Annotated in this window: 12 protein-coding genes; 5 read left to right on the top strand and 7 right to left on the bottom strand. The window is 43.9% G+C overall.

Annotation, left to right across the window (positions count from 1 at the left end):
* Positions 1-80 precede the first annotated feature (80 nt).
* Positions 81-785 carry a hypothetical protein gene (locus ACRQQK_RS07855; RefSeq protein ID WP_457510751.1) on the bottom strand — a complete coding sequence of 235 codons (705 nt, stop codon included), beginning with the start codon at positions 783-785 and terminating at the stop codon, positions 81-83.
* 193 nt (positions 786-978) lie between these two features.
* Between ACRQQK_RS07855 and ACRQQK_RS07850 the strand changes: the two genes are divergently transcribed.
* Positions 979-2,262, top strand: a complete 1,284-nt coding sequence (locus tag ACRQQK_RS07850) for a GGDEF domain-containing protein (protein ID WP_457510749.1) — start codon at positions 979-981, stop codon at positions 2,260-2,262.
* 188 nt (positions 2,263-2,450) lie between these two features.
* Here ACRQQK_RS07850 and ACRQQK_RS07845 read toward each other — a convergent pair whose 3' ends face one another.
* Positions 2,451-3,380, bottom strand: a complete 930-nt coding sequence (locus ACRQQK_RS07845) for a DMT family transporter (protein WP_457510748.1) — start codon at positions 3,378-3,380, stop codon at positions 2,451-2,453.
* 84 nt (positions 3,381-3,464) lie between these two features.
* Here ACRQQK_RS07845 and ACRQQK_RS07840 point away from each other — a divergent pair, with 84 nt between their 5' ends.
* The gene (locus tag ACRQQK_RS07840) at positions 3,465-4,361 is read left to right on the top strand and encodes a LysR family transcriptional regulator (protein ID WP_457510746.1); all 897 of its coding nucleotides are present in this window, start codon (positions 3,465-3,467) and stop codon (positions 4,359-4,361) included.
* Between the two features lie 96 nt (positions 4,362-4,457).
* Here ACRQQK_RS07840 and ACRQQK_RS07835 read toward each other — a convergent pair whose 3' ends face one another.
* From ACRQQK_RS07835 to ACRQQK_RS07815, 5 genes are all read right to left on the bottom strand, one after another.
* Positions 4,458-5,453, bottom strand: a complete 996-nt coding sequence (locus ACRQQK_RS07835) for a Gfo/Idh/MocA family protein (protein WP_457510744.1) — start codon at positions 5,451-5,453, stop codon at positions 4,458-4,460.
* A gap of 180 nt (positions 5,454-5,633) precedes the next feature.
* On the bottom strand, positions 5,634-6,725 hold the full coding sequence (locus ACRQQK_RS07830; RefSeq protein ID WP_457510742.1) for an ABC transporter ATP-binding protein: 1,092 nt from the start codon (positions 6,723-6,725) through the stop codon (positions 5,634-5,636).
* Positions 6,726-6,729: 4 nt separating this feature from the next.
* Positions 6,730-7,587, bottom strand: a complete 858-nt coding sequence (locus tag ACRQQK_RS07825) for a carbohydrate ABC transporter permease (RefSeq protein WP_457510740.1) — start codon at positions 7,585-7,587, stop codon at positions 6,730-6,732.
* A gap of 63 nt (positions 7,588-7,650) precedes the next feature.
* Positions 7,651-8,535 (bottom strand): carbohydrate ABC transporter permease, encoded by an 885-nt coding sequence (locus ACRQQK_RS07820; protein ID WP_457510738.1) that lies wholly within the window; start codon positions 8,533-8,535, stop codon positions 7,651-7,653.
* Between the two features lie 82 nt (positions 8,536-8,617).
* Positions 8,618-9,844 (bottom strand): ABC transporter substrate-binding protein, encoded by a 1,227-nt coding sequence (locus ACRQQK_RS07815; protein WP_457510736.1) that lies wholly within the window; start codon positions 9,842-9,844, stop codon positions 8,618-8,620.
* Positions 9,845-10,113: 269 nt separating this feature from the next.
* On the opposite strand from ACRQQK_RS07815, the gene ACRQQK_RS07810 reads away from it, so the two are divergent.
* From ACRQQK_RS07810 to ACRQQK_RS07800, 3 genes are all read left to right on the top strand, one after another.
* Complete coding sequence (locus ACRQQK_RS07810) at positions 10,114-11,133, top strand: LacI family DNA-binding transcriptional regulator (RefSeq protein WP_457510735.1); 1,020 nt, start codon at positions 10,114-10,116, stop codon at positions 11,131-11,133.
* Between the two features lie 19 nt (positions 11,134-11,152).
* Positions 11,153-13,516, top strand: a complete 2,364-nt coding sequence (locus ACRQQK_RS07805; protein WP_457510733.1) for a GH36-type glycosyl hydrolase domain-containing protein — start codon at positions 11,153-11,155, stop codon at positions 13,514-13,516.
* Between the two features lie 108 nt (positions 13,517-13,624).
* Positions 13,625-14,158 carry a gluconokinase gene (locus ACRQQK_RS07800; RefSeq protein WP_457510731.1) on the top strand — a complete coding sequence of 178 codons (534 nt, stop codon included), beginning with the start codon at positions 13,625-13,627 and terminating at the stop codon, positions 14,156-14,158.
* Positions 14,159-14,241: the final 83 nt, after the last annotated feature.

Below are 14,241 nucleotides of genomic sequence, written 5' to 3'. Positions count from 1 at the left end.
AACACAAAGCCAGAGATTAATTCTCTGGCTTTTTTGTATGGGTGAGTTATCTCTATTACGCGATAGCGGATTACAAGTGATTAGTCGTCTTTCATTTTGCTAGATTGGTGAGCCTCGTTTTTTATTTCTTCCATAACACTGTCAACTACCTCGGTTACATATCTATCTTTTAAATATGGTCGAAACGTTTGCTCAAGCTTTTGAATGGTAGTTGCAAGCCCTGGGGTTTTAAGAGTGAAACCTGCCGCACTAAACTCTCCACCAAAGATGAACGTCATGGTTGCCAAAATCATCAATGAGCCCCCAAAGCCGATTTTCATAGGGCTATTAAAATTAATTGAATTAACCGTTAACTTCCCCAACGATCCAATATCATATGATGACGACGTATTTAAAATTTCATGTACTAAGGATCTTTCTTTGGGATTACTGATTGGAAATGCTTCGTTAACAACTTGTTCGAGCTTATCTGTGGAAAAGACACCTGTTTGTAGCATTTGTTGTTTTATATTTTCCCGAATCACATTGTCTACTTCAGCCTTTATCCATATAGCAGCTATATTACTAATAGAACTTGCATAATTAATAACATCTCGGTCTTCTCTGTTTCTAAGATGTTTTAAATAGATTGGTAATACAGTGGGTATGAGAGCTGTATACAGGCGAGACACTTCGTTTAAATAAAGTGCGAGCTGCTCTGTTTGGTAGCACTCCACACTTTCTTTCAGCTCCCAAGAACAGACAATCCCTTGTTTTTGTTCCGTCTTATCTATTGTTATTTCCATACACTTTGCCCTATAAAACTTCTCTTACTGAATCTATCATCGTAATGAATAGATTCGATGTATATTTCACTAATCTCAATAGGGATTTATCAATGGTGTGAGATAGGTATGCACCGAGCTACTGTTCTCTCTCAAATGCAGTGATATGATGATTTTACTGTTTTCAGACATTGTAGATGAGTTGACTTAAAGCATGGAAAGCAAAAGTAACTACGACCATTTGGTCCATATCAAAAGCCACGACGAATTAGCTTTGTATGAACTCATTCCTAATGTGGTTTGGTTTTTTGACCTCGATAAACATGGTTGGTGGTGGGGGAATCAGGCCGCCGTCGACTTTTGGGGATTAGAGAATGTTCAACAACTTATTGATAAAGACCTCTCTGGTGATACTCAAGGTGCAAAGGATAGAACGGCGCAGACATTTGAGCTGGCGGCTAAAAATGGTCTGACGATAGATCCATGGACAACCTACCCTAACGGAAAACCCAAAACTGTCTTTATGATGCACAGAGCTGTGTTATTGGGTCCTGAAAAGCATCGTGGAATCATTGCTTTTATTAACGAAAAAGTGGAATTGGGTCAGCAACCCGAGAATTTATTGTTGGTAGAAGCGATGCGTTATACACGAGTCGCTGCTACCACCTTTACTGACGCTGGCGAGATCGTAATTGAAAATCCAGCCGCCACAGAAACTTATGCTCATTTACACAGCAAACCAATACCCGAAGGACAGAGTGTGTTCGTGGCGCGTTTTGCCTCTCCAGAACAGGGGCGAGAATGTCTGGCGAAGGCAATCGAGGAAAAAGGCGGTCGTTGGGATTACATTATGCGCACGGCCGAAGGTGATCGCCAGCATTCGCTTGATATTAGACGCACTCGCCACCCTTTAACCGGAGAGTTTTTGTTGCTGGTGGTTGAGTATGATGTGACCGAACTTTATGAAGCATTGGCGGAACTAGAACAGGCACATGAAAACTTACACCATATCGCCATGACCGATACTTTGACTCAAGTTTCTAGCCTGCATCATATGCAAGAAGCCGCAAAGCAGTTTTTGAACGATGCCACGATACATGGTGAAAGTGTGCGAGCACTGTTTATCGACCTTGATGGTTTTAAGCAAATCAATGATAAACATGGTCATGATATTGGGGATGAAGTACTAAAAATCGTTGCACAGCGTATTAAGTCTGTAATTCGCCAATCGGATATTTTGGCTCGTGTCGGTGGTGATGAGTTTGTGATACTGCAACTCGGTGCCAACGATACAGAGAGCATTGCTAAGCGTACCCTGAGTAGTTTAGCTGAGCCTATTTCTCTACCTAGTGGAATGGTTAAGGTGAATGCCAGCATAGGTATCGCTTCATATCCGGAAGATGCTGATAACCTGAAAGATCTACTGAAGATTGCAGATGATGCGATGTATAAGGTGAAGAAATCTGGCAAGAATGCTTTCTCGTTTGCAAAGTTCTAGGGCTTAATTTTTAAGCGACATTCGGACTATCAGACATATCTAACCTCGTAAGCTTGTTTAGCGCTTTGAGCATTACCTAATTGCTCCTAGAAGTTTGGACATTGAGTTAAGTAAGTAAATCCATAAACTGGGTGGACGATAAAGGCGGAAACCTTCCGCCTTTATGATTGAATTAATTGTGTTCTCACCTAGGATTCTGAGCAGGTTTTTGATTCGCGTTTAAACAGAGCAATTCGTGGCAGTAATAGTCCTGTAATAACGACGGCAATACCAAGCAGTTGCAATTCTGTCACCGCTTGACCGAGCATATACGAGGTCAATACAGAGAAGATGGGTACAAAGTTGAAAAACAGTGCCGCATTGGCAGAGCCTAAGTGTCGCACACCGTTTAGCCACAGCAGATAACCAGCAACGGTGCCAAATACCCCTATATACAATACTTCTGATATACCCAACACAGAGCTATTCCATAACTCGGCAAATGGATGCACCTCTGGCGTTGCCAAACACATCACGCCAATAACTGTAGCCCCACTTAACATGCCTACGAAGGTATAAGGGATCACTGGCATCCAACGACTGATGCCTTGGCTGAAGTATGTGTAGAAACTCCAAGCCAGCATTCCGAAGAATATCAGCTTATCGCCGTGGTTGATTTGCATTGAAAACAGCGCCTCAAAATGCCCGTTGGTGATCACCATCAGAACACCTGTCAAACTGACCAGCAGGCTAAAACACTGCATAGCAGACGGCAGCGTTCGCAACGCAACACAGGCGATAAGAGAGGTCATCAAAGGACTAAGCGCCATAATTAATGAGCCGTTAGTGGCATTGGTAGAAGCCAAGCCTGTAAACAACCCGAGGTTCAAGCCTCCTATTCCCACGGCGCTGACCGCAATAACCCAAACCCATTGATTCGAACTCAAGTTCAATTTGGGTATGCGCACAGCTTTGAGATACACAGCCAGACACAAGGCCGCAATAACGAAGCGCCAGAACACCAAAGTAAGAGCATGAACTTCCTCTAAAACGTGTTTGCCAATTGGAAAGCAACTACCCCAAAAGAAGGTACAGATAATAAGAAGGATCACTGCTTTCATCGTTGAATCAGATTTCATCGTCACTCCAGATGACTTGTCAAAATGTATTCCTTAGTGTATTGATTTCAATAGTTGGATAAACAAGCAATAACAAGACGGTAAATGCCAATAATGAAACCTAGCTATTCGTTAGACGATCTGCGCTGTTTTTGTACTGTAGCACGTTTGGGCAGTTTCAAAGACGCAGCCCAAACTTTGAGTATGCCGCTCTCAACTTTGAGTCGCCGCATCCGACAACTGGAAACCGATTTGCAACTTCGTCTTCTTAATCGCGATGCTCATCGCGTCGTTCTGACCAATATCGGTGAGCAATATTTTCAACGCTCGGTCGCTCTGTTTGATGAACTCAATGATATTGACGAAGATCTGCATCGGGATAAGTATCAGCCTCAAGGAAAAATCCGCATTTCCGCCCCCATCAATGCAGGCTCTCAGTTTCTGCGTGCCATTTTTTATGAGTTCTTGCTGAAATATCCCGATATTCAGCTAGACCTTAGTTTTTCCAACACTTTGATTGATATTGAAGCAGAAGGCATGGACGTGGTGTTTAGAGTCGGAAACACTGTGGTCGACAACTGGATTGCGAGACCGTTAAAGCATATCCACTTCATTTTGTGCTCTCATCCTGACTATGATATTTCCGGCATAACCACACCAGATAAGTTATGCGGTCATCCCACAGTCATTTGTCGCCCTATGATACCGTGGCAGTTGGTACACAAAGAGAGTGGCGAAGAGTTTGATTATCACCCGAATAAGGGGGTAAGACTGGAAGTGGATGAAATTGTCATGCTAACTCACGCCATCAAAACAGGATTGGGTATTGGATACGTACCAGATTACTTTGCGTTACCTATGATAGCTCAGGGTGAAATGAATCACGTGCTACCTGACTGGAGTAGTAAAGCCCGCACATTACATATGCTGTATCGCGACCGCGACAACCTACCAATGCGAGTGCGTCTGTTCATCGAGTTCGTGCTATTACACTTTAAGTAGAAAACACTCAGCAAGCGTTTAAAAAACTGGCTGAGTGCTAGAAGTTATCTTTGAAGCGTTTTTTGCACTGCCGCCTAGCTGACGGAATTTAAGCGACTAATCACGGTTTAAGAATGCGTATTCCAGACCAATTTGTCGGCGAATTTCATCCATGGTTTTCATGGTATTCATACTGTCCTGCCAACTGATAACGTCACTTTGCAGTTTGCCTTGAGCAATGCAATTCATCACCTCTTCGATTTGATATTCAAACCCTGTTGCTCTGAAAGGTAACTCTATCACCTGCTCTTCTTCGCCTTTAACTTTGAGAACTGCTTTGGTTGCACCCCAGAACATAGGATCAACAGCAATGTTTCCGTTACTACCATAAATGGTAAAGCTGTTGTCCAAGTTGGCATTGAGCCCACATGTGAACTGACTGGCTATGCCATTGTAATCAAGAATCACGCTTGTACGCTCATCGACATTGGTTTCGCCGATCAACCCGTTGGCGACGATTGAGCTTGGTTCACGCTGCAACACAAACTGCGACATGGTGAGGTTATAAATCCCTGTATCAAGCAAGGCACCACCAGCGAGTTCATTGTTTAACAAGCGATCATTCTCATCACGAGGAACATTGAATGAGAAGGATGAACTCAATACACGCAACTCGCCAATGCGTTGTTCCTCAAGCCACGCCTTCACTTGCTGCCAAACTGGTAGAAAGCGTGTCCATACCGCTTCCATCAAAAAGGTTTGATGCTTCTGCGCTAAATTTACCAACTCTTGAACTTGTGCTTCATTGACGGTGATAGGTTTCTCACACAGTACAGGCTTACCCGCTATCAGGCATTTTCTTGCGCACTCAAAGTGAAAGCGATGTGGGTTTGCTATGTAGATTGCATCTACTTGAGGATCATCAATCAGAGTTTGGTAGTCGTCGTAGGCATACTCGCAATCGTACTCTTGGGCGAAGGCTTTCGCTCGATCTAGGTTAGAGCTGGCTACCGCATACAAACTTGAATTGGGTACGACTTTAAGGGCTTTGGCAAAGTTGTGAGCTATTCGGCCTGGGGCAATAATCCCCCAGTTAAAGGTAGTTTCAGACATAAATGTTCCCTGTTAATTTTTTTTGTTCCCAAAAAGCAAAATGAAGAAGCCGACTCAAAGCCAGCTTCTCCAAGTTATCAACGAGTTTAAGGTTTATCACGTATAAACTAAACCTTAGCCTAGCTTTCCATTGAGTAACAGAAAGAGTAAGGCGTCACAGGCGTTTTCAGCGCAACAGCTTTATAGACGCTGAGTAGACTGAGTATCAAAAATCGAGCATTTAGTTGCTTCAACTTTCACTTTAAATGAATCGCCTACAACCAGTTGGTCTTCCGACGTCACTCGGTGAGACAAAGTGTGCTGCTCAGTAAACTTAGTCCACACCAAGGTATCAGAACCCATCGGCTCTACCAATTCCACTACCCCTTGAATAACGTTGTCGGAAGCGTCTTCATTAAGCTCTGCAATTAAGTGTTCAGGGCGAACACCTAACGTCACTGCTACACCATCCACAGGCTGTTCAACAAATGGGTATCCACTCACATCGATGTTCAAATCTGCTGATTTAAAAAGCACTTTATCCGCATTTACGCTTAGATGCCCTTTAATACAGTTCATTGCTGGAGAACCTAAGAATGTCGCAACAAACAGGTTTTGCGGCTTGTTGTAGACATTATGAGGGGTATCCAGTTGCTGAATAATGCCGTCTTTCATTACTGCAATGCGGTCAGCTAGGGTCAACGCCTCAATCTGATCGTGTGTTACGTAGATCATTGTTGACTTAAGCGCCTTATGTAGCTTTTTGATTTCTAACCTTAATTCCGCACGTAGTTTCGCATCTAGGTTCGATAAAGGCTCATCAAACAGATAGATATCCGCATCGCGAACTAATGCTCGACCTATCGCAACACGTTGACGTTGTCCGCCTGAAAGAGCTGACGGTTTGCGTTTTAGTAGCGGCTCTAGTTGCAACAATTTGGCAGCCCAAGCAACCTTCTTATCGATGGTCGCCTTATCTACACCTGCAATACGCAGCCCGAAAGACATGTTTTTCTCAACACTCATGGTTGGATACAGAGCATAAGACTGGAATACCATTCCAATGCCACGGTCTTTTGGATCCGCCCAAGTCACATCTTTGCCGTCAAAATGGATGCTTCCGCCGCTGGTATCAATCAAACCACCGATCGCATTAAGTAGCGTAGATTTCCCGCAGCCTGAAGGGCCAAGCAATACAAGAAACTCACCATCATCAATAACAAGATCTAACTGCTTAACGATTTTTGTCGACTCATAACTGATGTCGAGCTTACTGATGTTTACGATTCCCATAAAATTACCCTTTTACTGCACCAGAGGCGATACCACGAACAAACCAACGCCCTGAAGCGACATAAATGATTAGCGGTACAAGTGATGTAAGAATAGTAGCGGCCATATTGACGTTATAAGCACGCTCGCCTGTTGTTGTATTCACGATGTTATTGAGTTGAACGGTCATTGGCAGGTTGTCGTTACCCGCGAAGACCAAACCGATTAAGAAGTCATTCCAGATATTGGTCACCTGCATGATCACTGCCACGATGATAATGGGCACTGACATTGGCAGCATGATATTGAAGAACACCTTGAAGAAACCTGCTCCATCTATGCGCGCAGCATTAAACAGTTCCATCGGTAAAGTGCTGTAATAGTTTCTAAACAGCAGCGTCATAATCGGCATACCAAAAATGACGTGAGATACCACTACCCCAGTCAAAGTGCCGTAAATACCAATATCTGCATAAACTCGAATCAAGGGATAGATAAACACTTGATAAGGGATAAAAGCGCCTAGCAGTAGGCAAGCAAAAAGCAGATTCGCACCTTTAATTTTCCAAAATGACAGAGCGTATCCATTGATGGCACCAAATAGCACAGAGATAACCACACTTGGAATTAAGATACGGACTGAGTTCCAAAAGCCTACTTGTAGACCATTACACTCCAAGCCTGTACAAGCGCTGCTCCATGCCGTTTTCCATGCATCCAACGAAAAGTTTTGCGGAAGAGCAAAAATAGAAGATAAACGAATCTCGTCCAGTTCTTTAAATGAAGTCACCAACATCACGTAAAGAGGCAACAAAAAGAACAGTGCTGTAATGGTTAAAAATCCATATACGCCAAAGCGTCCCCATTGTGCTTTGACTGACATCGGTCGCTCTGATGCAGTCAATTTCATTGTAGGTGAATGTGTCGCCGACATAAGTTACCTACCTTATTTCTTAATGTAATTTGAGTAGATGAATGGCGCGATTAAGCACAAGACAGTGGTTAGCATCACAGTCGATGCTGCCGTCGCCAATCCGATATTGGCGCGTTCAAATAGGTTATCCATGATGAACTTAGCCGGTACTTCACTTGCCACACCGGGGCCACCGCCTGTCATCGCGACAACGACGTCATACATCTTGATGATGCTAATAGAGAGTAAAACGACAGTAGTGATAATCATTGGGCGGAGCATAGGTAAAATAATGCTGATATAGACACGCCAAGTTGGGATACCGTCAATTTTGGTCGCTTTCCATAAATCTTCATCAATACCACGAAGACCAGCCAGAAGCAGCGCCATAACAAGACCAGCCCCCTGCCACACCGCAGCAATAACAACGGTATAAAGCACCATATCGGGGTTAACAATCCAATCAAAAGAGAAAGACTCCCAACCCAAAGATATCATCGTTTTTTGGATACCTAACTGTGGATTAAATATCCACTGCCACACTAAGCCAGTTACGATAAAAGACATGGCATAAGGGAACAAAAATACGGTTCTGAAGAAGCTCTCAGCTTTGATTTTTTGATCTATAAAAACAGCCAATAAAAAGCCCAGCACAAAACAGATTGCGAGAAACAAAAAAGCGATGATCAGTAGATTTTCCAGCGAAGTCACCCAACGGGAAGTACTGAATAGTCGCTCATACTGAGCGAATCCAACGAAGTCACTTTTAGGCAACATTCTTGAACTAGAAAACGAAAGACGAACCGACCAGAACATAGTGCCCATATAGGCAATCAACACGGTCAGTGCCATGGGTAAGGCTGCCAAATAGGCAAGTGCGTTACGTTTTAGGTGTCTTTGCACCGCAGCAACATTCATCGATGCACTCCACGATAAGTCAAATAAGAGAGACATTCTTTAAACAGGCGCACAAGCGTGCGCCTTATCTGTGAAAGTAATATTAGTCACGGAGAGCTTGGGTAAAGATAGTGACAGCTTTATCCGTCGTCATATCTTGAGCGTTCCATACTTCTGTCACAGCGTCTTTAAGTGAACCGTACAGATATTCTTCCATTAGCATTGAGCCATCTGGTACCTGACGTTCAGCCACCTTAAGGATAGCCGCGCCTTTCTGTGCACAAATATCCATGCTTGAAACATCAATGTCGGTACGAACTGGAATCGAACCTTTCAAGTTATTGAACTTAACTTGCGTTTCAGGACTTAGCATTGATTCAACCAGTTTATTCTGAACTGCGATTTGCTCTTTATCGTCGGTTTTCGGGAATACGAATACATCACCGCCCACGATGTAAAGAGAATCATCACCTAAACCTGGGAAACAACCGTAGTCTTGACCTGGGATCTTGTTGGCTTGAGTGAACTCACCCTTCGCCCAGTCACCCATGATTTGAATACCTGCTTTATCATTGATAACAAGGCTGGTTGTATCATTCCAGTTACGACCCGGAGAGCCTGTATCTACGTATGGCTTAAGTTTCAAGAAGGTATCAACAACCTTTCTAAACTCGGTTGAGTTAAGGGTTTTACTATCACGCTTACCTAGCGCATCAAGGTAAAGTTGCTTGCCACCTACATTACTTAGAACCGTGGCGAACATTAGGTTTTCTTGCCAGTTTTGACCACCGAGAGCCAAAGGAATATAGCCAGCAGCTTTAAGTTTATCTAGAGCTGAAAATAGCTCTTCAACGGTTTGCGGTTCTTTTTCAATACCCGCTTTAGCAAACGCCTCTTTTGAATACCAGAACCAACCTGGCATATGAATGTTCACAGGAGCAGCATAGAAATGACCATTAACTTTGATGGCATTCAACGTTGGTTGCGGCAAGATAGCTTCCCAGTTATTGGCTTTCGCTACTTCATCGATATTGTTCAGCATGTCTTCTGCGATCATCTCGTGGTACTGCTGAGAAGTATTAAATAGAGCAGCTGTCGTTGGGGAACCACCAATCATACGGTTGATTGCTGCACTACGAGCATTTGAACCACCCGCAACTGCACTATCTTTCCAAGTTCCACCTTGCGCCTCAAACGAATCGGCCAAGACTTTGATCGCTGCGGACTCGCCGCCGGAAGTCCACCAGTGCATCACTTCTGCCTCTTCCTTTGCAAAAGCTGGCGTGGTGGCGAGGGTAATGGCGGCAGCCAGAGTAAGTTTCTTAATCATTGGGGGTACCTTTAGAGTTCGTTATTGTGTCTATTAATAATAATTAACGCTGAATCTTAATGGTTCAAAATGGAATCGATTCCATTTTTATATTTTATATATCTATATATTGGACTCTTCTAGAAGATCTTTTATTAAATATATCAATATGAGGATTTGATCACTAATTGCATAAATTAATGGTTTTAGGCAAAAAAAATCTGTAAATATGCAAAATATGGCTCTACCATGGGCTTAAAGCAGTACTTTAGGTAAGTGAGTAGAGATCTATGGCGACTATAAAAGATGTAGCTAAGTTAGCTGGAGTTGGAGTCGGAACCGTTTCCAGACATCTATCTGGAAACGCTTCTGTTTCACCCAAAGCAGCCAAAAAAATCGCTGCAGCTATGGCTGAATTAAACTATCGCCCGAACAGTATGGCGCGCTCATTGTCGTCAAAGCGTTCAGATATTGTTGGCCTTTGGGTGCCCTCTTTCTCTGGCTCATTTCATAGAAAAATGTTGCAGACCATAGAACGAGAACTACGCAAACGGGACAAGCACATCATTCTGGCCAACGCTGAAGATGCGCAAAACGATGAAGAGCGAATCAAGTGCCTCGATTACTTGATTGAACGTGATTGCGACGGCATTTTGATGTCCTGCCCTGAGCTATCTGTTATCCAGTTAGCGAAGATCGAAGCTCGCTACCCTAAGGTTGTGTTTATTAACCGTGATATCGAAGAGTTAATAGATAAAACCTTCTGCGCCAATCATTACCAAGGTGGTCGCCTAGCGGCTGAACACCTCATTGAACTGGGTCACACCGAGATTGCCATCGTCACTGGACGTATGAATGCACAAGATGCCATCAGTCGTCATCAGGGCTTCATAGATCGACTAGCGGAATCTGGCATTGAGGTGAAACCAGAGTTAATTGGATCCGGCGGCTACAGTTTTGAACTGGGTCGTGCTGCCACTCAACGTTTGATTGATAAAGGCATTCCATTTACCGCTCTATTTTGCGGTAACGACAACAGCGCCATGGCGGCAATTTCCACACTGAACGAACAAGGTATCGTAGTCGGTAAGCAGGTATCGGTGATTGGTTATGACGATATTGACTTGGCAGAATATGCCTCACCATCGCTAACCAGTGTGCGCATTCCACTAGAAGAAATCTCTATCAATGCTTGCCATCAAATTCTCAATTTATGTTACGGCGAATCGCTCCCGATAAAGACTCGTTTTGAACCGACGCTATCCATCCGCAATTCAACACACTCAGTAAATCAGTTGAAAACTAAGTAGTATTTCAGAGGGCTATTGAATGACACACTATATTGACTCCGGCAAACGCTTCTTACTAGATGACCCAACTCTAGTACCCAACAGCGCGGGATATTTATGGAATAAGAAGATGATGATTCATGTGAATTGTCAAGGTTACGCTGTAGCTCAATATATGAATCCTGAGCCTAAAAAATACGCTCACAACCCGAATATGGCTGCCACCAGTTTTATGCAGCCAGAGCAACCGTACTTCGCTCACCATCCAGGTCGCTTTTTCTATCTGAGAGATGATGAAAGTGGTGAAATGTTCTCAGCGCCTTTTGCACCAATGAAGAAAGAATTGGACAGCTATCAGTTCCTACCCGGTCTCAATGATATTAAATGGCATATCAAGCACTTGGGTATCGAAATGGAAATGACGCTGACCCTTAGCGCCGATTTTGTTGCTGAGCTTTGGAAGGTCAAGGTTGTGAATCGTGACAGTAAGACGAGAAAAATTTCGCTCGTCCCTTACTTTCCGGTCGGCTATATGTCTTGGATGAACATGGCGGCTCACTACGATGAGACGCTGAATTCGATTGTTTGTACCTCGATCACGCCATATCAAAAGCTTGAAGACTACGAAAAGAACAAACATCTTAAAGACATCACATACTTAGCTTGTGATGTGCGCCCGACTCATTTTGAAACCAGCGTATCTCGTTTCGAAGGACAAGGTGGCTTACATAATCCCACTGCTCTTCAACAAGACAGTTCATTAAGCGATCAGGCAAACTACTATGAAATGCCTGCGTGCATTATGCAGTTTGCATTAGACCTGCAATCTGAAGAAGAACAAGAGTTTAACTTTGTATTCGGGCCGGCATTGGATAAAGCCGAGATCAGCCACACCCTAGAACAAACTCTGGGCGCGAATAAGAACCAAACTGTCGCTCGCTACGAGAACTACATTGGGTCTGGTAAAGGGGTGCTACAGGTATCAACACCGGACAAAATCTTTGATCAGTTTGTCAATAACTGGCTGCCTCGTCAGGTGTTCTACCACGGGGATACTCATCGATTAACCACTGACCCACAAACACGTAACTATTTGCAAGACGGCATGGGCATGGCGTATGTCAACAGCCAAGAGACTAAGCAGGTTATTCTCACCTCTCTGTCACAGCAAAAACGCGACGGTGAAATGCCTGACGGCATTCTGTTAACACCAGAGGCCGAATTAAAATATATCAACCAGATCCCTCATACTGATCACTCAGTTTGGTTAACGCTGATTCTAGAAGCCTATTTGAATGAAACCAATGATTGGGCGCTGTTAGATGAACCTGTCGCTTGGGCAGATTCTGATGAAAAGAGCAGCGTAATGGAGCACATGAACCTTGCCATGGAATATATGTGCCACGCCCGTGATGAACGCGGCTTGCCTTATATTGCTCAGGGAGATTGGTGTGACCCAATGAATATGGTGGGCTACAAAGGCAAAGGGGTTTCAGGCTGGTTAACCCAAGCATTAAGTTTTGCTCTGCAATCTTGGATTCGCCAATCACGCGATGTTAATCACAGCGAGAAAATCGACCAGTTCCAAAAAACTGTCGATGAACTTGCGGTTATTGCCGACAAATATTTGTGGCAAGGCGACTGGTATGCTCGTGGTATCACTGACGATGGTGTGACCTTTGGCGTTCCACAGGATAAAGAAGGACGTATCTTCTTAAATACGCAAAGTTGGGCTTTCCTAGCCAACATGCCTAATGAACAACAAACCGCACGAATGCTCAAAGCCGTCGATGAACAGTTGGATACGCCTTATGGTGTGATGTTATGCGCACCTGCGTTTACGGCTATGCGTGAAGATGTTGGCCGAGTGACACAAAAATGGCCTGGTTCCGGCGAAAATGGCTCTGTGTATAACCATGCAGCTGCTTTCTATGCTGCGAGTATGTACAACATTAAGCAGTCCGACAGAGCCTTTAAAACTCTGAGAAAGATGTTAGCCGATCCAGAAAATGAGTCCTTTGCTCAACGAGGTCAGCTCCCTGTATACATTCCAAACTACTATCGCGGCGCATACTACCAGTTCCCTGAAACCGCAGGGCGCTCAAGCAACCTGTTTAATACGGGTACTGGCGCTTGGTACTACCGCTTAGTGATTGAAGAGTTATTTGGTTTGAAAGGCTGCCAGCAGGGGCTTGTGATTACACCTCAATTACCTTCTGACTGGGAAAGTGCTCATGTATTGCGTCAATTCCGTGGTGCCACATTCGATGTTGAATACCAAACGGTAGGCAGCGAGAGTGAAGCAGGCATTTTTGTAAACGGCGACCGCCTGTCATCGAACTTGATTGAAGATATTACTGCGGGCAAAACTTACGAGGTCGTTGTTCGCATCTTCCGTCACTAACAATCCAACCTAAGAACCAACCCATAGGTCAGAAGTAATCAGCTGGCCTATGTTCAAGCCTCATCAATGAAGCCTCTAACAAAAACTAAAAACAATTTGAGTCAAACTATGAGCGATAACAAAAACCAACATTCTGCAGTGTTCATCATCATGGGCGTATGCTGCACGGGTAAGTCAACCGTAGGTGAGCACTTCGCAAAAGCCATTAACGGTAAGTTTATTGATGGTGACGATCTGCATCCTAAAGCCAACGTAATTAAGATGTCACAAGGTCAGGCACTGAATGATGATGATCGAGCCCCTTGGCTGGAGCGTATCCGTGACTCTGTTTTTAGCATAGAAAAGAAAAACGAAATCGGCGTGATAGTGTGCTCGGCACTAAAGCAGACCTATCGCGACAAAATACGCGAAGACAACAACAATGTGGTGTTCCTGCATCTTCATGCCGACAAAGAAGTCATAGCACAACGAATGCAAAACCGTGAAGGCCATTTTATGCCGCTGTCACTGCTCGACAGCCAATTCGATACTCTTGAAATGCCTTCATCGCAAGAACCAAATACTTATCAAATTGATATCACGGGTTCCATTTCAGACGTCGTTAATCAGTGTGTTTCTGTTAGTAAGGCTTATTTAAGTTAACAAATACAACTGCGCTTGAGGTTTAATGCCTGTAAAACTTGTGTGATTAGAAGCAAAAACGCCTTCTTTCAAGAAGGCGTTTT

This window comes from Vibrio sp. C8 (assembly GCF_054051265.1).
This window is presented reverse-complemented; position numbering and strand designations above follow the sequence as displayed.